Source organism: Xanthomonas nasturtii (genome assembly GCF_001660815.1).
GTDB classification, from domain to species: Bacteria; Pseudomonadota; Gammaproteobacteria; order Xanthomonadales; family Xanthomonadaceae; genus Xanthomonas; species Xanthomonas nasturtii.
Window position 1 is genome coordinate 1 of sequence record NZ_LYMI01000034.1, and the last position, 21,861, is coordinate 21,861.

At 67.1% G+C, this 21,861-nt stretch carries 14 protein-coding genes, 1 tRNA gene and 2 pseudogenes; 8 read left to right on the forward strand and 9 right to left on the reverse strand.

Annotated features, from left to right (window positions below):
* Positions 1 to 137 (reverse strand): annotated as a pseudogene (locus tag A7D16_RS22555) (IS5/IS1182 family transposase); the annotation flags it as partial.
* Between the two features lie 232 nt (positions 138 to 369).
* Between A7D16_RS22555 and A7D16_RS12915 the strand changes: the two are divergent.
* On the forward strand, positions 370 to 4,764 hold the full coding sequence (locus tag A7D16_RS12915) for a DEAD/DEAH box helicase (RefSeq protein ID WP_064633273.1): 4,395 nt from the start codon (positions 370 to 372) through the stop codon (positions 4,762 to 4,764).
* Here A7D16_RS12915 and A7D16_RS12920 read toward each other — a convergent pair.
* Positions 4,704 to 5,324: a DNA-3-methyladenine glycosylase gene (locus tag A7D16_RS12920; protein ID WP_064633275.1), complete on the reverse strand. Its 621-nt coding sequence runs from the start codon at positions 5,322 to 5,324 to the stop codon at positions 4,704 to 4,706. The two genes, A7D16_RS12915 and A7D16_RS12920, sit on opposite strands and share 61 nt — an antisense overlap.
* A 299-nt stretch (positions 5,325 to 5,623) precedes the next feature.
* Between A7D16_RS12920 and A7D16_RS12925 the strand changes: the two genes are divergently transcribed.
* Positions 5,624 to 7,282, forward strand: coding sequence for a methyl-accepting chemotaxis protein (locus A7D16_RS12925; protein WP_064633277.1), 1,659 nt, complete (start codon positions 5,624 to 5,626; stop codon positions 7,280 to 7,282).
* An 11-nt stretch (positions 7,283 to 7,293) separates the two neighbouring features.
* Positions 7,294 to 7,803: a chemotaxis protein CheW gene (locus tag A7D16_RS12930; protein ID WP_064633279.1), complete on the forward strand. Its 510-nt coding sequence runs from the start codon at positions 7,294 to 7,296 to the stop codon at positions 7,801 to 7,803.
* A 42-nt stretch (positions 7,804 to 7,845) separates the two neighbouring features.
* Here the strand turns inward: A7D16_RS12930 and A7D16_RS12935 are convergent, their stop codons facing one another.
* The 4 genes from A7D16_RS12935 to A7D16_RS12950 all read right to left on the reverse strand — a co-directional run bounded on the left by A7D16_RS12935 (position 7,846) and on the right by A7D16_RS12950 (position 10,133).
* Positions 7,846 to 8,931 (reverse strand): sensor domain-containing diguanylate cyclase, encoded by a 1,086-nt coding sequence (locus tag A7D16_RS12935; protein WP_064633281.1) that lies wholly within the window; start codon positions 8,929 to 8,931, stop codon positions 7,846 to 7,848.
* 299 nt (positions 8,932 to 9,230) lie between these two features.
* Positions 9,231 to 9,401, reverse strand: a complete 171-nt coding sequence (locus A7D16_RS23750) for a hypothetical protein (RefSeq protein WP_064633283.1) — start codon at positions 9,399 to 9,401, stop codon at positions 9,231 to 9,233.
* A gap of 164 nt (positions 9,402 to 9,565) precedes the next feature.
* A tRNA-Ala gene (locus A7D16_RS12945) sits at positions 9,566 to 9,641 on the reverse strand.
* A gap of 90 nt (positions 9,642 to 9,731) precedes the next feature.
* Positions 9,732 to 10,133 (reverse strand): H-NS histone family protein, encoded by a 402-nt coding sequence (locus A7D16_RS12950; protein WP_064633285.1) that lies wholly within the window; start codon positions 10,131 to 10,133, stop codon positions 9,732 to 9,734.
* A gap of 273 nt (positions 10,134 to 10,406) precedes the next feature.
* Here A7D16_RS12950 and ligD point away from each other — a divergent pair, with 273 nt between their 5' ends.
* Entirely contained in the window at positions 10,407 to 13,034 is a 2,628-nt protein-coding gene (gene ligD, locus A7D16_RS12955; protein WP_064633286.1) for a DNA ligase D, read from the forward strand.
* 206 nt (positions 13,035 to 13,240) lie between these two features.
* On the opposite strand, the gene rnd is transcribed toward ligD, so the two are convergent.
* Positions 13,241 to 14,332, reverse strand: coding sequence for a ribonuclease D (gene rnd, locus A7D16_RS12960; protein ID WP_064633288.1), 1,092 nt, complete (start codon positions 14,330 to 14,332; stop codon positions 13,241 to 13,243).
* A 97-nt stretch (positions 14,333 to 14,429) separates the two neighbouring features.
* On the opposite strand from rnd, the gene A7D16_RS12965 reads away from it, so the two are divergent.
* Both A7D16_RS12965 and A7D16_RS21660 read left to right on the forward strand, forming a co-directional pair.
* A complete protein-coding gene (locus A7D16_RS12965) occupies positions 14,430 to 16,292 on the forward strand; it encodes a formylglycine-generating enzyme family protein (RefSeq protein ID WP_064633614.1) in 1,863 nt (620 codons plus the stop codon).
* A gap of 176 nt (positions 16,293 to 16,468) precedes the next feature.
* A pseudogene (locus A7D16_RS21660) lies at positions 16,469 to 17,237 on the forward strand (AcvB/VirJ family lysyl-phosphatidylglycerol hydrolase); the annotation flags it as partial.
* Positions 17,238 to 17,281: 44 nt separating this feature from the next.
* On the opposite strand, the gene xseA reads toward A7D16_RS21660, so the two are convergent.
* Both xseA and queG read right to left on the reverse strand, forming a co-directional pair.
* Complete coding sequence (gene xseA, locus A7D16_RS12980) at positions 17,282 to 18,619, reverse strand: exodeoxyribonuclease VII large subunit (RefSeq protein WP_064633294.1); 1,338 nt, start codon at positions 18,617 to 18,619, stop codon at positions 17,282 to 17,284.
* Positions 18,620 to 18,766: 147 nt separating this feature from the next.
* A complete protein-coding gene (gene queG, locus A7D16_RS12985; protein ID WP_064633296.1) occupies positions 18,767 to 19,834 on the reverse strand; it encodes a tRNA epoxyqueuosine(34) reductase QueG in 1,068 nt (355 codons plus the stop codon).
* A gap of 24 nt (positions 19,835 to 19,858) precedes the next feature.
* Here queG and A7D16_RS12990 point away from each other — a divergent pair, with 24 nt between their 5' ends.
* Both A7D16_RS12990 and tsaE read left to right on the forward strand, forming a co-directional pair.
* On the forward strand, positions 19,859 to 21,346 hold the full coding sequence (locus tag A7D16_RS12990; RefSeq protein ID WP_064633299.1) for a bifunctional ADP-dependent NAD(P)H-hydrate dehydratase/NAD(P)H-hydrate epimerase: 1,488 nt from the start codon (positions 19,859 to 19,861) through the stop codon (positions 21,344 to 21,346).
* Positions 21,343 to 21,843: a tRNA (adenosine(37)-N6)-threonylcarbamoyltransferase complex ATPase subunit type 1 TsaE gene (tsaE, locus tag A7D16_RS12995; RefSeq protein ID WP_064633301.1), complete on the forward strand. Its 501-nt coding sequence runs from the start codon at positions 21,343 to 21,345 to the stop codon at positions 21,841 to 21,843. Before A7D16_RS12990 ends, tsaE begins: the two co-directional genes overlap by 4 nt.
* Positions 21,844 to 21,861: the final 18 nt, after the last annotated feature.

Genomic DNA, 21,861 nt, shown 5'->3' on the forward strand with positions numbered 1-21,861 from the left:
ACGTACAACACTGCGCACCACACCTCATATAAATCCACACGGCGTGGCTTGGTGCGCTTGCGCGCTTGTTCCAGGATCGGCAGCACGTGTGCGAACTGCTCCCGGCTCATGTCACTCGGATAGGTCTTTTGGCGCATCCGCATAGTCTGCACTGATCTGCGAAGATCGTGAACAGGTTCTAAGCACGCTCTTAGCGCTGCCCGCACCCACCTGCCAATTGCTACGTTGTCTTAGCCGCTCTAAATCGTTCATCGGCGCTGCGGAGGCCGGCTTGTCTGGGTCACCGCGCAACCCCATCCATCGAGCTCCCGCCAAGTTACATCCGCGCGCCGCGCCCTCAAGATGAGGGTCCGGTGTCGGGCATCGCCAATGCATCCTGTCCTGCAACAGTTCCATCCCGTGGTCGCTGCGTGGTTCGCGCAGACCTTCGCTGCGCCAACGCCGGCGCAGATTGCCGCGTGGCCGGCGATCCAGGCCGGGCGCCACACGCTGGTGGCTGCGCCAACGGGGTCGGGTAAAACACTGACCGCGTTCTTCGCCGCCATCGACGGGTTGATCCGCGACGGGCTGGCCAATGGCGGTGCGCTGCCCGACGAAACCCGCGTGGTCTACGTCTCGCCGTTGAAGGCCTTATCCAACGACATCCACCTCAACCTGGACGCGCCGCTGCAAGGCATCCGCGCGGCGCTGGTGGCGCGCGGATTGCCGGACGTTGCGGTGCGCACCGCGGTGCGTACCGGCGACACGCCGCAGCGCGAGCGGGCACAAGCGCGCCGCACGCCGCCGCATATTCTGGTGACCACGCCGGAGTCGTTGTATGTGCTGTTGGGTTCGGTATCCGGACGCACTGCACTACGGCATGTGCGCACCGTCATCGTCGATGAAATCCATGCGGTAGCGGCCGACAAGCGCGGCAGCCACCTGAGCCTGACCCTGGAGCGCTTGCAGCGGCTGGCCACGCAGCCGATCACGCGGGTGGGGCTGTCGGCAACGCAGAAGCCCATCGAAACAGTGGCGCAGTTTCTGGTCGGTGTCGGCGCAGACGGGTTGCCGCCGCCGTGCGAGATCGTCGATATCGGCTACACCCGCACGCGCGACCTGGCTCTGGCGTTGCCGCCCACGCCACTGAGCGTGGCGATGTCCAACGACCAATGGCTGCAGGTGTATGCCGACGTGGCCGCGCTTGCGCAGCAGCATCGCACCACGCTGGTGTTCGTCAATACGCGACGCATGGCCGAGCGCGCGGCGCGGCATCTGGGCGATCTACTCGGCAAGCAGCGCGTGGCAGCGCATCACGGCAGCCTGTCGCGCGAGACGCGTTTATTGGCCGAGCAACGGCTCAAGGCCGGCGATCTCACCGTGCTGGTGGCGACCGCATCGCTGGAGCTGGGACTGGATATCGGCGATGTCGATCTGGTCTGCCAGCTTGGTTCGCCGCGCTCGATCGCCACCTTCCTGCAACGCGCCGGGCGTTCCGGGCACAAGGTTGGCGGCACGCCGAAGGCGCGCCTGTTCCCGCAGACCCGCGACGAGCTGGTCGAATGCGCCGCGCTGCTGGACAGCATCCGCCGCGGCGAACTGGATGCCTTGCGCATCCCGCTGGCGCCGGTGGACGTGCTGGCGCAGCAGATCGTGGCCGAAGCGGCATGCGAAGACTGGGATGAAGATGCGCTGTTCGCGCTGGTGCGCCGCGCATGGCCGTTCGCCGAGTTGAGCCGCGCCAGCTTCGACAGCGTGGTGCGCATGTTGTGCGAGGGCTTCAGCACCCGGCTCGGCCCGCGCGCGGGCTACCTGCATCGCGACGCGGTGCATCGGCGCCTGCATGCACGGCGTGGCGCGCGCATGACGGCGCTGACCTCCGGCGGCACCATTCCCGAAACCGGCGACTACAGCGTGGTGCTGGAGCCGCAGGCGGAAAAGATCGGCACGGTCAACGAAGATTTCGCTGTGGAAAGTCTCACCGGCGACGTGTTTCAGCTCGGCAACGCCAGCTACCGCATCCTGCGCGTGGATGCCGGGCGCGTGCGCGTGGAAGATGCCAAGGGCGCGCCGCCGAACCTTCCGTTCTGGCTGGGCGAGGCGCCGGGCCGCAGCGACGAATTGTCGGCGGCGGTGTCGCGCCTGCGTGGCGACCTGGCCGCGCGGCTGGACACCACGCCACATGTGGCGGCCTGCGATTGGCTGCAGAACGCGTTGGGCATGTCCGCCGAAGCGGCGCGGCAACTGCTGGACTATCTGGCCAGTGCGTGCGCCGCACTGGGCGCGCTGCCCACCCAGCAGTGCCTGGTGATGGAGCGCTTCTTCGATGCCAGTGGCGGCACTCAGCTGGTGATCCATTCGCCTTACGGCAGCCGGATCAATCGGGCGTGGGGACTGGCGTTGCGCAAACGCTTCTGCCGCACCTTCAATTTCGAATTGCAGGCTGCGGCCACCGAAGATGCGATCGTGTTGTCGCTGTCCACCAGTCACAGTTTTGCGCTGGAAGAGGTCGGCCGCTATCTGCATTCGTCATCGGCCGAGCATGTGTTGATCCAGGCCTTGCTGGATGCCCCATTGTTCGGCGTGCGCTGGCGCTGGAATGCGACCAATGCGATGGCGCTGCCGCGCTTCAGCGGCGGCAACAAGGTCGCGCCGCAGTTGCAGCGGATGAAGTCGGAGGATCTGCTGGCCACGGTGTTCCCGGACCAGGTGGCCTGCGCAGAGAATCTGGTCGGCGAACGCGAGGTGCCGGACCACCCGCTGGTGGCGCAGACGCTGGAAGATTGCCTGCATCACTCCATGGACAGCGAGGGCTGGTTGCAGGTGCTGCGGGGGCTGGAATCGGGCGCAATCACGCTGATTGCGCGCGATCTGGCGGCACCGTCGCCGCTGGCGGCCGAAGCCTTGAATGCGCGTCCGTACGCATTTCTCGACGATGCGCCGTTGGAAGAACGCCGCACCCAGGCCGTGCAGAGTCGCCGCTACACGCCGCAGACCAGCGACGATCCGGGCCAGCTCGACCCGCAGGCCATCGATGCGGTGCGCGAGGAAGCCTGGCCGCAGCCACGCGATGCCGAAGAAATGCACGAGGCGCTGGTGGGGCTCGGCGTGCTGCCGCTCGACGAAGCCAGCGATGCGCATTGGCAGGCCTGGTTGGCGGCGCTCGCTGCCGATGGTCGCGCTACCTGCGTTGCCTTGCACGGCAGTGCGGCGCTGTGGATCAGTGCCGAGCGCATCGACTGGTTTTTGCCGTTGTATCCGGACGCCTGCGCGCATCCACCGTTGCAGGCGCCGGAGGATTGCCGTATTGCCGCGTGGGAACGCGACTGGGCCGTGCGCGAACTGCTGCGTGGGCGCCTGTCGGCGATCGGCCCGGCGCAGGTGTCGGCGTTGTCCTCGGCGTTGCAGGTGGCCGAAGCGGAGATCGCGGTTGCGCTGGCGGCATTGCAACGCGAAGGCTATGTCATGGCGGGGCAGTTCACTGCGCACGCGCAGGCGCAGGAGTGGTGCGAACGTCACCTGCTGGCGCGCATCCATCGCTACACGCTGGGGCGATTGCGGCGCGAGATCGAGCCGGTGTCGCAGCGCGATTACGCGCGCTTTCTATTCGAGTGGCAGCATGTCGACGGCACCAGCCGCGTGGCCGGGCCGGACGCACTGGCCGGCGTGATCGGGCAGCTGGAAGGCTACGAAGCGTCTGCGGTGCTGTGGGAAAGCGAGCTGTTGCCGGCGCGTGTGCGCGACTATCAACCGGCCTGGCTGGACGAGTTGTGCACCGCCGGGCGCACGCTGTGGGCGCGCCTGCGGCCCGGTGGCGGGCGCAGCGGTGCCGCGTTGCGCAGCACGCCAATCGTGTTGCTGCCGCGGCGCGAAGCGCAGCGCTGGCGCAGCCTGGCGCGCGATGCCGACGACGGACCGCTGGGGTCGCGCGCGCAACGGGTCATGACAGTGCTGCAGGAGCAGGGCGCATTGTTCTTCGACGAAATCGCCGATGCGGCGCACTTGATGAACACCGAGCTGGAAGACGCATTGAGCGAGCTGGTGATGCGCGGCCGTGCGCAGTGCGACAGCTATGCCGGGCTGCGCGCGCTGCTGGTGCCGGCGTCCAAGCGCCCGTCGGCGCTGTCGCGCCATCGGCGCCGCGCAAGCGCCTTGGGCATTCGCGATGCCGGACGCTGGGCGCCGGTGCGTGCGTTGCCCGACTTGCCGTTAGCCGAAGCCGGCGAACGCCATCAGGACACGCTCGAACACGTCGCCCGCACGCTGCTGCGTCGCTATGGCGTGGTGTGCTGGCGGCTGCTCGAACGCGAAGCCGCGTGGCTGCCGCCGTGGCGCGAGTTGTTGCGCATGTACCAGCGCCTGGAAGCGCGTGGCGAAATTCGCGGTGGCCGTTTCATCGCCGGGCTGTCCGGCGAGCAGTTCGCGTTGCCGGAGACGATTGCCGCCTTGCGCCGCGTGCGTGCGCGGGCGTTGCCGCAACAGTGGATCTGCGTGAGTGCGAGCGACTCGAGCAATCTGCTCGGAAGCGTGCTGCCGGGCGAGCGGGTTGCACGTGTGCCGGGCAATCGCGTCGCCTCGCTGGATGGCCTGCCGATGGCGGTATGGGCGGCAGACCGCTTCCAGGCCTTGCAGGAACTCACTCCCGAGCAGGCCGAGCAGGCGTTGCGCCTGCTACAGCGCGGCCCGGGTGCCGCCGAGCAGTCGCCGATGGAGCGCTGGCTGGCTCAGGCGCCTGGCAGCGTGGCGGCGTTGCCAGCCACGCGCGGAAGCGGCCGCGACACATAGCGGCTGTCCGCAACCACCCAGCGCCATGGCGCATCCACTGCCTTGCGGATGCCGATGCGTGGCGTTGTCAGTGGGTTGGAGGGCGAGGGCAGGCCGTCGTCTTCGATCCACAGACGCGCGGCAGCGGTGGTGAGATCCAGCCCGTTGTCGGTGGCGGTCACGCCGAAGGCCTGCGCCAGGCGGCCTGGGCCGGTGGTCAGCAATTTGACCGCCGCGCCGCCGCGTGCGGTCTGCATGCTGTCGATGCCGTCGAGCGGCTCCAATGCGCGGATCAGGACCGCATGCCCGGGCGCGCCGCCGCACACTGCGTTGATCGCCCAGTGCATGCCGTAGATGAAATACACATACAGGTGCCCTGGCGCGCCAAACATCACCCGCGTGCGCGGCGTCATGCCACGAAACGAATGCGCGGCCGCATCTTCGCTGCCGCAATAGGCTTCCACTTCGGTGATGCGCCCACGGCGCCCGTCCGCGCTGACCAGTACCTTGTTGATCAGCTGCGGCGCAACCTGGCGCGCGTCGAGCGCGTAAAACGTACGGGGCAGGGGTGTGGACGGCATGTGGCCAAGCCTAGCCGCAGGAGTGTGATGTCCCTGCGGACTGTCCCGGACAGCCCGCCATTGAGGGGTAGGGTTTTTCCGAACAGAGGCTGTTGCGAGCGCATGACCTGTCACAAAAGCGCAGATCCGTTTGCATGAATACGCAATGTGGCGATGCCTGCATCTCAAGCGTGTTTTGTCGTCGCCGATAGCCATTAGCGATTGGTTAGACACGCCGCATCGCAGCGCGCGGCACGCGCAGCGCCATCGCCGTCATGCAGCGCATGTCGCCCACGCATCATTCTTGAGAGAACTCCCCAATGTTAGGCAACTTCAAAATCGGAACCCGGCTGATCGTGGCATTCCTGATCGTCTCGGCGATCGGCGCATGCATCGGGTGGGTGGGCTATTCCAACTCCGGCCGCATCAGCGCGCTGTCGAGTTCGCTGTATGAGCGCGAATTGCTCGGCTTGTCCAATGTCAAGGAAGCCAACATCAACCTGATCTACGCGGGCCGCGCACGCGCCAACCTGTTGCTGGCCGGCAGCGCGGAAGAGCGCCAGTCGCACGTGCAGAACATCGACAAATACACCGCCAAGGTGGTCGATCACATGAGTCGCGCACGCGGCAGTTTCGAAACCGAAGAAGGCAAGAACAAGCTGGCGCAATTCGATCGCGCCTGGCAAACGTATCTGGACGAGCGCGGGCGTTTCATCGAGGCAGCCAACCGCGAAGCGCTGCGCGAAGCCAATCCGGAACTGGCCGAGCTCTCACGCGCGGTACGTGCCAGCTCGGACGAGGTGGATACCTTGATGACCGATCTGAGTGGCCTGCGCGAGCGCAGCGCCGCTTCGGCCAACGCGGAAACCGACGCCATCCACACGCGCAGTTCCAGGATATTGATCGCCATCATCTGCGGCGGCGTCTTGCTCGGCGCACTGCTTGGTGTGGTGATCAGCCGCAGCGTCACCGGACCGATCCGCCGCGCGGTGGCGGTGGCCAATGGCTTGTCGAAAGGCGATCTCACCATGCAGATCGATGTGCATGGCCGCGACGAAACCGCGCAACTGCTCGAAGCGATGCGCACCATGGTGCAGAAGCTGTCGCAGGTGGTCGGCGAGGTCAATACCAGTGCCGAAACCCTGGCCAGTGCCTCGGAAGAAGTCAGCGCCACTGCGCAGTCGTTGTCGCAGGCGGCCAGCGAACAGGCCGCCGGCGTGGAAGAAACCAGCGCTTCGCTGGAGCAGATGACCGCCTCGATCAGCCAGAACACCGAGAACGCGCGCATCACCGATGGCATGGCCACCCAGGCCGCAAGGGAAACCGTGGAAGGTGGCGAAGCGGTGGTCGCCACCACCCAGGCGATGAAGCAGATCGCGCAGAAGATCGGCATCATCGACGACATCGCGTATCAGACCAATCTGCTCGCGCTCAATGCCGCGATCGAAGCGGCACGCGCCGGCGAGCATGGCAAGGGCTTTGCGGTGGTCGCCGCCGAGGTGCGCAAGCTGGCCGAACGCAGCCAGGTGGCCGCGCAGGAGATCGGCGAGGTGGCCAGTTCCAGCGTGGAATTGGCCGACCGCGCCGGCCGTTTGCTGGATTCGATCGTGCCCAGCATCAAGCGCACCTCCGATCTGGTGCAGGAGATTTCTGCGGCGTCCGAAGAACAGTCCTCCGGCGTCAGCCAGATCAATTCGGCAGTCGTGCAGCTGAGCCAGACCACCCAGCAAAACGCCAGCGCGTCCGAAGAGCTGGCCGCCACTGCCGAAGAGATGAGCGCGCAGGCCGAACAGCTGCAGCAGAGCATGGCGTTCTTCCGGCTGGGCGGGCAGGGCGCGACCACTGCGCCGCCCAAGCGCGGCAAGCAGGTTGCCGCACGCCCGGCGCGTGCCGCAGGGGCGCGTGGCTGGCGCAGCAATGCAGCGCCTGCGTATGCGATGTCCGAGGGCCCGGACGAAGGCCAGTTCGCGCGTTTCTGAGAGATCGACCGATGACCGCACCGACGCTTGATGTGATGCCCGGCGACGCCGATGCCGCCGCGCAATATCTGACCTTTCAACTGGATGGCGAAACCTTCGCCACCAGCATTCTCGGCATTCGTGAAATCATTCAATACCGCACGCCCACGCCGGTGCCGTCGATGCCGGATTGCGTGCGCGGGGTCATCAATCTGCGTGGCGCAGTGGTGCCGGTGGTAGACCTGCAGTCGCGGTTGGGGCGTGCGGACAGTGCGATCGGCAAACGCAGCTGCATCGTGATTCTGGCTACCGAGCAGGCGCAAGCAACGCAGGTGATCGGCGTGCTGGTGGACGCGGTCAATGCAGTGATCGAACTGGCCGATCAGGACATCGAGGCGGCACCTTCGTTCGGCACGCATATCCGTCGCGACCTGTTGCGCGGCATGGGCAAGGTGGGCGAGCGCTTCGTGGTGCTGCTGGACATGGAGCAGGTGCTGCAGGTAGACGAGATCGCCGGAAATACCGACGCGCTGGCGGCCTGAGCGCTAGCACTACAACTGGGTGCGCAGCGCCGGGCGCGCCGATCACCCCTGCGGGTGCCACCCGTTGAAGCGGTGCACGCGATTGCGGCCTTCGCCACGCGCCTGCTGCAGCGCGTGGCGGGCGCGCGCCAGCAAGGTGTTGCTGTCGAATGCCGTGGGTGCGGCAACATCCACCAGCCCTGCGCTGATGGTCAACGGGCCGGTGGGCCAGCTCGCCTCTTCCATGGCCTTGCGTAAGCCTTCGGCAGCCTCCAGTGCCGCAGGCGCCGAGGTTGCCGGTAGCGCCACGCAGAATTGATCGCAGGCCAGACGCGCCACGATCGCATCTGACGGCAGCTGCGCTTCGAGAACGCCGGCGGCCTGCAGCAAGCTGGCGTCCGCGGCAGCCGCGCCAGCCTGCAGTTTTTGCCGTTTGAAGCCGTCCAGTTCGATCAACATGAAACCAAGTGCGGCATCCGGCGTTGCGCTGGGCGCATCTGCAAGCGCCTGCAAGGCATGCTCCAACCCGGCGCGATTCCATCGCCCGGTGAGCGCGTCGCGCAGCGCGTCCAGCTCTACCAGCCGGGCGGCCTGCTGCAGTTCGAGGGTGCTGACCACTTGCCTGGCGAGCGCCTGCAGCGCGTCGCGTTCGGCCACCGACAAACGACGCGGGCTGCGATCCAGCACGCACAGCGTGCCCAGCGCGATGCCGTCGGAGGTCAGCAAGGGCGCGCCCGCGTAGAACCGGATCTGCGGCTCCCCGGTCACCAGCGCATTGCTTACGAAGCGCGCGTCCAGATGGGTGCCGCCGACTTCCATCACCTGATCGGGTTCGAGGATGGCGTGCGCGCAGAACGACAGTTCGCGCGGCGTTTCGGCCGGCTGCATGCCAATCCTGGATTTGAACCACTGGCGGTGGGTATCGACCAGCGAAATCAGCGCCATCGGCGCGCGGCAGACCGCAGCTGCAATTGCGGTGAACGCGTCGTAGCTTGGCTCCGGTGGGGTGTCCAGCAAATCGTACGCGTGCAGCGCCACCACACGCTCATCCTCGTTGGCCGGCAAGCGCGCGCCGAAATTGGCGTTGACGCCACCTGGCAGCAGCGTGACCGGGATCAGGTTCAACGCAGGCGCGTCGGGTATCTGCATGCAAAGCACCACCGGAACAAGGCGCCATCAAGGCGATGAAAGAGGAGCGGGTTGGCACTGGTCGAAGCGGTCGCACGACAGCGATCAGCATCGGAACAACAGCGAAACACCTGTCCGGATCTTGCCACAAGACTGCCCGCGCGTATCGCTGACCCATTCCAGTCTTTGCAGGCGCCATCTTGCCCGATGAGCGGGACGGTGCAAGACATCAGCGCCGGCGATGAAGCGCGCAAGCGCGCCACAGCCAGCAGCCGCGGGAGGTGTCCTCACATCGGCTGCGGCGTTGGCTGCATCGCTCCTTACTGACCCGCATTGCGGGTGGGGCGACGGCTCTGCTCGTCATGCACCTTGAGGTCTTCCTGGCCCGGGCGCTGCTTGGCGGCATCGTCGTGCTTGCGGTCCTGCTGACTCTCGGTCACCCCGTGCGCATCGTCGGCGACGGTATCGGGCTGTTGGTCCTTGTGGTTCATGGCTTGCGTCCGCTATGGAGAGAAGCCTGGACGTTAGCGCGCACGGTGTGATCCCTGCGCCACGGCGACGGCCGGCGTGCCCACGCTGTTCCGCGCGGCAGCGTCTTCCAGAACGCACAAGCCCCGGAAACATGACGTTTCCAGGGCCTGTACGTTTGATTCGATGGTGGAGCGGAAGGGGATCGAACCCTCGACCTTCGCGATGCGAACGCGACGCTCTCCCAGCTGAGCTACCGCCCCACGTACTTCGATTCTAACCACATGCCGCGCGGTTCGCCAAGGGCTGGCCGGCAGCGGCAGAGCGCGCCGCACTGGCGCGCCCGAATGCGATCACTCGCGGATCAGCGGAAATTTCAGGTCCGGGTTCTTGGCCTTCCATTCCTTGTACGACACCGAGCCTTCCCAGGCAGCGAAGGCCTTCGGGGTGCGGCCACGGCCGGACCAGGTCTCACCGGTATGCGGCAGTTCGTACTTCGGCTTCACTTCGCTGCGGCCGCTCTTGACCACTTCCTTGCGCGCAGCGGTGGTGCCGAGGTAGGCGGCAATGTCGTTGCGCTGCTTGGTATTGAAGTGGCCGGCAAACTGCTCGAGCAGCGAGACGATGGTGGCATGCGCGGAGGATGCCTCGCTGGCGCGCTCGGTTTTCTCCTGCTCTTCCAGCTTCTGCAGCTCGTCCAGCAGCTTGGCTTTGGCTTGCGCGATGGAATCCAGTTTTGAAGAGGTATTGCTCACAGAGGTATGGCCTCGGAATAAAGAGTGGACACGCTGCCCGGAGGGCGCGCGGCATTATGCCATGTGGCCTGGGGGGCGGCCGTTAGGGAACAGGGGCTTGCACGCGGCGTGAACAGGCTTTTCACAACGCCTGTTCAGGCGCTTTCGCATTGTCGCTACGGGCACTGCTTGACCCGATTCTATGGGCAGCAGGCCCGACCATGACGATACAGGAGCGGGTAATGAGTGCTGCTCGCACCGTTTTCTTGGCCGCTCCAAGCGAAAAGGTCTGCCATGAGCCTGAGCGAATACCGCCGCAAGCGCAGTTTCGACAAAACCCGCGAGCCCGAGCCGGGCAAAGCCCTGCCACGAGGCCAGCGCGCGATCTTCGTGGTGCAGCTGCATCACGCCAGCCGTCGCCATTACGATTTTCGCCTGCAGGTAGGCGATGCGCTCAAGAGCTGGGCGGTACCGAAGGGGCCGAGTTACGACCCCAAGGTCAAGCGTATGGCGGTGGAGGTCGAGGACCACCCGGTCGACTACGCCGGCTTCGAGGGCGAGATTCCCAGGGGCGAATACGGCGGTGGGCATGTGGCGCAGTTCGACCACGGCGTGTGGGCCACCGCAGGCGACCCGGAGGCGCAGTTGGCCAAGGGGCATCTGCGTTTCGAGTTATTCGGCAACAAGCTCAAGGGCGGCTGGCATCTGGTGCGGTCCAGCAAGCCGGCACGGCAGCCGCAGTGGCTGCTGTTCAAGGAGGACGACGCCTATGCCGGTACGTTGGAGGCCGACGATCTGCTGGCCGATGTCGCTGCCGCGCCTGCCGACGATGTGCGCCGCGCAGGCGCGGGCAAGGCCGTTCGCAAAGCGCTGACGCGCGTGCCGCCGCCGCAGGCCGCAAAGAAGCGCGGAACCCGGGCCAAGCAGGCGCTGGCGCTGACCAATGCACGGCCCGTCGAGATGGAAGATGCACCGTTCGCGCCGCAGCTGGCCAAGCTGGGCCAGTCCCCGCCCGCAGGCGCGCAGTGGCTGCATGAAATCAAATGGGACGGTTACCGCATCCTGGCCACCGTCACCGCAGGCAAGGTGCGCTTGTGGTCGCGCAATGCGCTGGAGTGGACCGCCAAGACGCCGGAGATTGCCGACGCCATCCAGTCGCTGGGCCTGCGCAGCGCGCAGATCGATGGCGAGCTGATTGCCGGACGCGGCACCAAGCAAGATTTCAATCTGCTGCAGGCCACCTTGTCCGGCGAACGCCAGATGCCGCTGGCGCTGGCGGTATTCGACCTGTTGCATTTGGACGGCGTGGACATCAGCCAGGCGCCGCTGCGCGAGCGCAAGCAGCTGTTGCAGCAGGTGCTCGCGGCCGCACCCAATACGCATCTGGCCTACAGCTCGCATGTGGACGGCGATGGCAGCGAGGCGTTTCGGGTGGCCGGCGAGCAGCACTTCGAAGGCATCATTTCCAAACGCGCAGACCGCCCTTACCACGACGGGCGCAGCGACGATTGGCGCAAGACCAAGCAACTGGCCAGCCAGGAATACGCGGTTGTGGGTTACACCGCGCCCAAGGGCAGCCGCAGCGGCTTCGGCTCGTTGCTGCTGGCCACCCCGGACCCGGTGCACGGCTGGCTGTACGTGGGCCGTGTGGGCTCCGGCTTCTCCGATGCGCTGATGCACGAGGTCGCCCGGCAGCTGGAGGGCGGCGGGCGCAAGCCGACGGCGCATATCCCCACCGAGGATACCGATCTACGCAGCGCCACCTGGTTTGCGCCACGCTTTGTCGTGGAAGTGTTCTATCGCGGCATCGGTGGGCAGCAGCTGTTGCGCCAGGCATCGTTCAAGGCGCTGCGCCCGGACAAGCGCATTGCCGATCTTTCCGACAGCGATGCGGCAGATGGCGCGGCCGCAACGTGTGCCAGCAAGCGCCCGGCACCACGTGTTGCGAAAAATGAAGGGGGTGCAACCATGCAGGCGCCAAAGCGAGCGACCACGCGTGCGGCAGCGGCCACGCGCACATCGGCGGTGGCTGCAGCTGCATCGGCCGAGATGCCGGCACTGTCCAGCCCGACCAAGCTGATCTACCCGGATATCCGCGCGACCAAACGCGATGTGTGGGACTACTATCATGCGGTGATGGATCACGTGTTGTCGCAGATCGTCGGCCGGCCGTTATCGATCATCCGCTGCCCAAGTGGCGCGGAAAAACCGTGCTTCTTCCAGAAGCACCACACTGCCGGGCTCGAGCGCGTGAGCTCGGTGAAGCTGACCGAAGAGACCGGCAACAACGCGTACTACCTTGTGGTGGAAGATGCGCCCGGCCTGCTGGAACTGGTGCAATTCAACGCGCTGGAATTCCATCCCTGGGGCTCGCATGCCGACCGCCCGGATGTTGCCGACCGTGTGGTGTTCGATCTGGATCCGGGCCCGGATGTGCCGTTTTCCGAAGTCAAACGGGCGGCGAACGATATCCGCAAGCTGCTGGCGCAGCTGGAGCTGGAATCGTTCTTGCGTGTTTCCGGCGGCAAGGGGCTACATGTGGTGGTGCCATTGAACCCGGGCTGCGATTGGGAGGTGACCAAGCGCTTTGCCAAGAGCTTTGCCGACGCATTGGCGCAGGCCGAGCCGGACCGGTTCGTTGCCACAGCCACCAAGCGCCTGCGCAACAAACGCATCTTCGTCGACTATCTGCGCAACGGCCGCGGTGCCACCGCGGTGGCGTCCTACTCGTTGCGTGGCCGAACGGGGGCGCCGGTCGCGTTGCCGCTGCCATGGTCGGACCTGTCCAAGTTGCAGCGCGCCGATGCCTTCACCTTGCGCGATGTCCCCGAGAAGCTGCGCCGCCGTCGCAAGGACCCGTGGGCGGACATGGACCGTATCCAGCAGAACCTGGCGCGCTGGGCGGAGCAGGATGAAGATTGACGCCGCGTGCCGTTGATCAGGCCAATGCGCCGCCAGCCATGTGTGACGATGCTGGGCATCGACGTGGTTGGGTCAAGCATTCGGCGTCGTTCACGCCCATCCGAGCGCTGTCGCCTGGTTGCTGTCAGCGGCCTTGGTGCCAGCTCACCGACACGCCACGAAAGCCCGCATCGCTGCGGCCTTGAGGTGCGGGAGGCGCAGTCGCACTAGGCCGCAGTCTCTTCCAGCAACGGCATCACCTGCGCTTCCAGCACTGCGCGGCGCCATTGGCCCAGCGCCGCGGGCCAGCTGCGCTGCTCGATCAGGGTTTCCAGATGTCGGCGCGAGGCCAGCAGGCCATCCGGCAGACCGAGTTCGCGGCTGCGCTGCGCCACGGTGTCCTGCAGTCGCTTGAGCACGGCCTTGTTGCCGTCGGTGGCGGCTTGCGCCAGCGGCGCATGCTCTTCGTCGGGCAGCGGCGTATTGAGCGCGTCCCACACCGCAGTGGCGAGCTTACGCGGCGCCTTGGGGAATTTGTCGAACTGGCGCAGCAACGCGTCCAGATCGGCGGGTGGAAACCGCGCCAGCTGGCTGGCCAGTTCGTTGTCCAGGATCCAGCTGCGCGGGCGATCGCTCTGACGTGCCTGCAGGTCGCGCCAACGCAGCAGCCGCAGCAGCCGACGTTGCGCCGCCGGCTCCAGGAATTGCGCGGTGCGCAGGCTCACGTGCGGCCAGCGTTCGCCATCGTCGTGCTCCACCGTGGCGAGCAGGCGCTGCGCATCTTCGTCCAGCCAGCCCAGGCGGTCCTGCTCGGTAAGACGGCGGGTGAGTTCGTCGTGGATGGCGAACAGGTAGCGCACGTCGTCGGCGGCGTATTCCAGCTGCGACGGCGATAGCGGGCGACGCATCCAGTCCGAACGCGTCTCGCCCTTGGTCAACAAGGTGCCGGTCACTTCCTGCACCAGTTTCTGATAGCCCATGCCGCCGCCGACACCGGCCAGCGCCGCGGCGATCTGGGTGTCGAACAGCGGCCGCGGCAAGACGCCGCACGCGCATTTGAACGTGACCAGGTCTTCGCTGGCGCTATGCATCACCTTGACGATGTCGGTGGCGGTCAGCCACTCCTTGAGCGCCGCGTTCATGCCGGGAATCAGCGGGTCGATCAGCAGGATCTCCTCGCCGATGGCCATCTGCACCAGCGCCAGCTGCGGCCAGTAGGTGCGTTCGCGAATGAATTCGGTATCCAGGCCGATGCGCGACGGGCGCGCTGCCTGTAGACGTTCGGTCAGCTCGGAGGGGTGGGTGATCCAATGGGGCACGTGATTTCCGTCGACAGCAAGGGTTTGCGCAGAACGCGCAGAATAGCCTAACGTCGCGATCGCCTGTCGTGCGGCAGAGCACTGGAAGGAGCAGGTGGTGGATGAGTGCGGCAACCGGGTGGCAGCGTGGGCACTGATCGCTCTGAGTGTGTGCGCGTGTACGCGAACACCCACGCCAGCCCCTGCGGTTGCGCCGCAGCCTGCGCCTGCCGCCGCACCAAGCAAGCCGAATGTTTCCATCGGCGGCGAAGAATCCGCCGAAACCGTCGCACAGTGGCAACCGCCCGCGGTGGATCTGGGCGATGCGCCGTTGGCGCAGGTGCGCAAGCGCGCCGATCAGGCATTGCAGGAAGACCGCCTGTATCGCGATGCCGACGATGCGATCCCGTTGTACCTGGCGATCCAGCAGCGCACCGAAGGCAAGGACGCTGAGAGCCTGCGCGGCCTGGCGCAGGCACGTGCCCGCCTGCTCGAGCGCGGCGCGGCGTTGATCGAACAGACCGAGCGCCAGGACGATGCGCTGGAGCAGGCACGCGAGTTGGCCATCGTCGCACTTGCGCTCGCGCCGCAGGACCCCAAGGTGCGCGCACTGCAGCGCGAGGTGGAAACCGCGCAGCGTGTGCTCGCGTTCAATCGCGCCGGCGAAGAAGACCTGCGCGGTGGACGGCTGGGTGAAGACGGCAATGGCGCGCTGGCGAATTTTCGCGATGCCGCGCAACTGGACCCGGACAATCCGCGTACCCGGCAGGGCTTGGCCGCCGTCGAAAGCGGCCTGCTGGAGCGTGCGGAACGGGCCGCGCAGGCGAGCGATTTCGTCGGTGCCCGCTACTGGCTGCAGATGGCAGGGCAGGTGCGCGAACGCGCGCCCACCATCGCCGATGCACGCGCGCGGGTGGAACGCATGCGCCGCGCGCAGATCGCCGCCTTGCACGATGCCGGTCTGCACGATCTGACCTCGCCACGTGGGCTCAAGCCGGCCGGGGGAAAACTTGCCGAGGTGCTGCGCATCGCCGACCCCGGCGACCCGGTGGCCGGCGACCTGCGCCGCCGCCTGGAATTGGCCACGCATTACGGCAGCTTCCGCCCCGGGCAGGTGTTCACCGATGGGCTCAAGGTGGGCGGGCGCGGGCCGCAGATGATCGTGGTGCCGCATGGCGCCTTCCAGATGGGGGCGGGCGATGCCGAGCCCGGGGCATCGGACAACGAGCGCCCCGCGCATTACGTGCGTTTCGCGCGCGGCTTTGCGCTCTCGATCACCGAGGTGACGGTGGCCGAGTTCCGTCAGTTCGTCGAAGCCACCGGCGCGCGCCCGCGCGCCACCCGGCGCGGGCATTCGGTGGTGTACGACGAGCGCAGCGGCAACTTCATCCGCCGCAGCGGCGTGGATTGGCAGTCCGACTACAACGGCGCCCAGGCCGCGCCCAATAGCCCGGTGATGCACATCAGCATCCGCGATGCCGAAGCGTACGCGTCCTGGCTCTCGGAACAGACCGGTCGCCACTATCACGTGCCCAGCGAGGCCGAATTCGAATATGCGGTGCGCGCCGGCACCACCGGGCGTTACCCATGGGGCAATGCCGGCTCGCCCCCGGTCGATGCGGGCAACTTCACCGGCGGCAACGACGTCTCGCGCAGCGGCCGGCACTGGAACAACGGCTTTGTCGGCTACGGCGACGGCTTCTGGGGTCCGGCGCCGGTGGCCAGCTTCCGCGCCAACGCCTGGGGCCTGCACGACATGGGCGGCAATCTGAGCGAATGGGTGGCCGATTGCTGGCATGCCAGCTACCGCCGTGCGCCGGCCGACGGCGCCGCCTGGTACAACCCGGGCTGCCGGCAGCGCATGATCCGCGGCGGCAGCTGGGCCAATTCGCCGCAACAGACGCGCGCGGCCTGGCGACAGTCGCAGGATTCGGACACCACCAGCGCACGCATCGGCTTCCGGCTGGCGCGCGGAATCTAGAGTTGAGGGGAGGGGCGCTTCGGGACGGCGGTTCGATTCCGCCCGTCTCCACCAATCCGCTCACCTCCACCAAACAGCGTTCAAGGCGAGCGACTACAGCCTGGAATTCTCGATGCAGAGAGTTCCCGGCCTTTTCATGTGCATTGCAGGGGCCGGATGCAATGCATAGCGCCGGCGTGGCCGTGGTGGATACCGCCACTTACCGCGAACGCGTGCGCTCGCATCATGCCGCCTGCAGCTCGCTGGCCGACGATGCCGAGCGGCTGGGCAAGAAATTGTTGCGCGCCGACCATGTCGATGCCTTCCTGCCGCCGGTACTGGTCGGGCAGGGCGACGGTGCGGTGCTGGCGCGTCAAGCACTGGCCGCTGCGGCGGCGCCCGACGTGCTGGGCGGTGCGGTGGTCGCCGACGCCGGTAGCAAGGATCCAGGCCTGGCCTGTTCGTGCGACATGCCCGATGCCAATCAAGGCGTTCTCGACGATCTGGTCGACGACGCCAGCCCGATGCAGATCGCCGCGGCCACCCGCGGCCACTTCCTGGCCGCGCAGGCACAAGGCCTGGGCGACTTGCCGCTGGTGGAACTGCATGCGCCCGGCAGCGACCGTCTGGTGGTCATGCTGGCCGGCGATGGCGGCTGGCGCGAACTGGGCAAGGGCATCGCCGCGCAACTGCAGCAGCAGGGCGTGTCGGTGGTGGGTTGGAACAGCCTGCGCTACTGATGCCGAACGCGATGTGGAGCCGGCCATCCAGTCGCTGGATGCGCATCGTCTGCACTGCATTTATGGCGAAGAAGAAAAGGACACGCTGTGTCCGGAACTGCGCGCACGTGGCGTGCAGGTGCTCGCACGCCACGGCGGGCACCACTTCGATCATGATCCGGCGGTGTTGGCCGGGCTGCTGATGCAGGGCTGGCAGCATGCAGTGCAGGCGCCTAGCGGCTCCTGACGTTGCTCAGCGCTGAAACCGGCGCTGTCATGCGTCGCTTGCTTTCAGCCTTCGCCAGAGTCCACCCGCACCTCGATGCTGCCATCGGCCAGCTGCGCACGCAGGCGCTCGCCTGCGACCACGTCGGCCGCGCTGCGCACCACGCTGCCATCGGCGGGGCGGGTCACGATGGCATAGCCACGCGCCACCGTGGCCAGCGGGCTGACCGCTTCCAGCGAGCGCGCAACGCTGCGCAGTTGCAGTTGATCGTGCTGCAGGCGGCGTTGCATCGCCGCCTGCGGGTGCAATGCCCGCAGACGTTGCTGCAGGCTGGCCAGATGGCGTCGCGGGTTGTGCGATTGCAGCTGCGCCTGCCCGCGTTGCATCCGCGATTGCAGGCGTTCCAGCACCTGGGTCATGCGTGTGCGCAGCTGGCGGCCGGCCTCTTCCTGGCGGCGGTGCAGCAGTTGCAGGCGCGCCTGCGGGCTGTGCGCACGCAGGCGCAGTGCAAGCCGGTCGGCGCGTTGCATGGCAGTGCCCAGGGCATGCTGCTGCAGCTGTGCCATGCGTGCCCGAGCACGCTGCACGCGTGCGACCAGCTCGCGTTGATCGGGCACCAGCAATTCGGCCGCTACCGAGGGCGTGGGTGCACGCACGTCGGCCACGAAATCGCTGAGGCTGAAGTCGGTCTCGTGGCCCACCGCCGACACTACCGGCGTCTGCGCGGCAGCGATCGCGCGCGCCAGGCGTTCGTCGTTGAAGGCCCACAGATCTTCCAGCGAGCCGCCACCGCGGGTGATCAGGATGACGTCGTAACGCCCGGAGGCATCGGCGCGCTGCAGCAGCGAGGTGACCTGCGCGGCGGCGCTGTCGCCCTGCACCAGCGACGGCAGCAGGTCCACTTCCAACAGCGGAAAGCGCCGTGCCAGCACGCTGAGCACATCGCGCACCGCCGCGCCGCTGGGCGAGGTGATCACCGCCAGACGGCGCACATGCGCAGGCAACGGTTGCTTGCGCTCGGCATCGAACAAGCCTTCGGCCGCCAGGCGCGCACGCAGTTCGTCGAAGGCACGTCGCAGCGCGCCTTCGCCGGCTTCTTCCATGTGGTCGAGCACCAGTTGGTAGTCGCCGCGCGCTTCGTACAGGGTCAGGCGTCCACGCGCGAGCACGCGCAAGCCTTCGCGCGGCTGGAACTTCAGCCATGTGCTCTTGGGTTTGAACATCGCGCAGCGGATCTGTGCGCGTGCGTCCTTCAGCGTGAAGTACAGATGGCCCGAGGACGGGCGGGTGACGCTGCTCAGCTCTGCTTCCACCCACACCAGCGGGAAGCTGCCTTCCAGCAGGTCGCGCGCCAGCGTATTGAGCTGGCTGGGAGTGAGGATATGTTCGTTGCGGTCGGCCATCGCCGCATTATCCCGTAGCGGCGCCGGTCGTGGGTGATCGGTTGCCCGAAGCTCATGAGCCCGGTGGCTGATCGTGGGCCATCGCCTGCCGCGCGTGTGGCGCCGATGGCTGTGGCGCCAGCGGAACGCATGGCAAACGCTCGCGGCTCAGAGACCGTGCTGCGCCAGCGCCCAGCCCACGTGTTCGCGCACCAGCTCCGAGTCGTCGTGGCGACGCGCTTGCAGTGCGGCCAGGACTTCCGGCGTGCCCGGTGCATTGCCCAGCCCCACTGCGATATTGCGTAGCCAGCGTTCGTGTCCGCTGCGGCGGATCGGGCTGCCCTCGGTGCGGCGCAGGAATTCGGCTTCGTCCCAGGCAAACAGCTGCGGCAGCGTTGCCACATCCAGATCGTTGCGGGCGCGGAAGTCGGCCTCGTCGGTGCGTTTGGCGAACTTGTTCCAGGGGCAGATCAGCTGGCAATCGTCGCAGCCGAAGATGCGGTTGCCGATTGGCTTGCGCATCTCTTCCGGAATGGCGCCGTCGTGTTCGATGGTGAGGTAGGCAATGCAGCGGCGCGCATCCAGCCGGTACGGCGCGATGATGGCCTGGGTCGGGCAGATGTCGATGCAGCGCGTGCAGGTGCCGCAATGCGCGGTGGCGGGCGTGTCGATGGGCAGCGGCAGATCCAGGTAGATCTCGCCCAGGAAAAACCACGAGCCGCCGTTGCGATCGATCAGGCAGGTGTGTTTGCCGATCCAGCCCAGCCCGGCGTTGCGCGCCAAAGCACGCTCCAGCACCGGCGCCGAATCGACGAACACGCGGAAGCCGAACGCGCCGATCTCGCCCTGGATGCGCTCTGCCAGTTTCTGCAGCCGGTTGCGCATCAGCTTGTGGTAATCGCGCCCCAGCGCATAGCGCGCCACGTACGCACGGTTGCCGTCGTGCAAGGTGTTCCAGGCCTCGGTGTCGTCCTTGCGGCCGTAATCCATGCCCACCGACAACACCCGCAAGGTGCCAGGCACCAGCTCCTGCGGGCGCGAGCGCTTGTCGCCATGCTGGGCCATCCAGTGCATGGTGCCGTACAGGCCTTCTGCCAGCCAGCTGCGCAGATGCGCCTCGTCTTCGCCCAGCTCGATGCCGGTGATGCCGCAGCGTTGAAAGCCGGCTTCGCGCGCAAGCGCACGGATACGCGCGGCGGCATCGGTAGGGTCGGGGCGGGCGAGGACGGCAGACATGGCGACAAGTATAGAATTCCCGGCATGTACGCACCGCTCGCTCTTTACGACACCGCTGCCGCACGCACGCTCGATGCGCAGGCCACCATGCTGCTGGGTGGCGATGGCTACCTGCTGATGCAACGCGCCGGGCAGGCTGCCTGGCAATGCTTGCTGGAGCGCTGGCCGCAGGCGCGCCGCATCGTGGTGGTCTGCGGTACCGGCAACAACGGCGGCGATGGCTATGTGCTGGCGCGCCTGGCGCAGCGCGCAGGGCGCCATGTGCGCGTGGTACATCTGCCCGAGCATGGCCCGGCCTCGGAACTGGCGCAGCGTGCCTGCACCGACTATCTGGCCGTTGGCGGCGCGATCGAGTTGTTTCCGTATGCGCTAGCGCAGGCCGATGTGATTGTCGATGCGCTGTTCGGCATCGGCCTGAACCGCGCGCCGGACGAGGCGACCGCTGCGTTGATGGACGCCATCAACACGGCCGGGGTACCGGTGTTCGCGCTGGATGTTCCCAGCGGCATCGATGCAGATCACGGGGTGGCCTTCGGCGCCGCGGTCCGCGCGTCGCTGACCTTGCAATTCATCGTGCCGCATCTGGGGCTCTACACCGGCGATGCGCTGGAGTACGCCGGCGAGCGCGCAGTCGCGTCGCTGGAGGTACCTGCGTCTGCATTCGACGGACTAACGCCAGCCGCACACAGTTGGAATCGCGATGCGCTGGCAGCGCAGCTGCGCCCGCGTCGCCGCAATACGCACAAGGGCGAATCCGGGCGGGTGCTGTGCGTGGGCGGCAACCTGGGCAGCGGTGGCGCGATCATGCTGACCGCCGAAGCGGCCTTGCGCAGTGGCGCCGGGTTGGTGCAGGTGGCAACGCGTGCCGAGCATGTGACCCCGCTGCTGGCGCGCTGCCCCGAGGCGATGGTGCGTGCCGTGCAGGCCGATGACGACATCGCCGCACTGGCCGGCGCCGCCGATGCGGTCGCGCTCGGGCCCGGGCTAGGGCAGGACGCCTGGGCGCAGACCTTGTGGCGCGCGGCGCTGGGCTCGGACACGGCGCTGGTGATCGATGCCGATGGCCTGAATCTGTTGGCTGGCACCGATGTGCCGGCGCGTGGCCGGCGCGTGTTGACCCCACATCCAGGCGAAGCCGGTCGTCTGCTGGGGTGTTCGACCGGGGAAATCCAGCGCGATCGTCTGGCCGCTGCTGCAGCATTGGCAACACGCTACGACGCAGTGGTGGTGCTCAAGGGCGCCGGCACCGTGGTCGCCACGCCCGATGCCTTGCCGCGCATCATCGATGCGGGGAATGCGGGCATGGCGGTCGGCGGCATGGGCGACCTGTTGACCGGCGTCATCGCCGCGCTGCTGGGGCAGGGCTGGTCGCCGTTCGATGCCGCCAGTCTCGGCGCCTTGCTGCACGCCTGCGCCGGCGATGCGGCCGCGCGCGCAGGCGAACGTGGCCTGTTGCCGACAGACCTGCTTCCCGAACTGCGCCGCCTTGCCAACGCCGGAGCCAGTGCATGAGCGAGCTCAACGGACAATTGGACGACCCCCAGGCCACCGAAATCCTGGGCCAGGCGCTGGCCGCGGTACGGCCTGCCAGCGCCGTGGTGCAGTTGCATGGCGACCTGGGCGCCGGCAAATCCACGCTCGCACGCACGCTGTTGCGCGCACTCGGCGTCACCGGGCCGATCCGCAGCCCCACCTACACACTGGTCGAACGCTACCCGCTGCGTACCGGCGATGAAGCCTGGCATCTGGATCTGTATCGCATCGGGCATGCCGGAGAGCTGGACTTTCTCGGGCTCGACGAAGGCAGTGCAAGCCTGTGGCTGATCGAATGGCCGGAGCGCGGTGCAGGCGTCCTGCCGCCGGTCGATCTGGATGTGGAACTGGCCGTGGCCGGCGAAGGCCGCAGCGTCCGGCTGCTGGGCCGTAGCGCGACCGGACGCGGTTGGCTGGAGCGCCTCTCGCAGCAGCCCCAGTTGCGGGCTCTTTTTGCCGCCGCACAAGAAGAATGAACGCCAGGTTGTGGATTA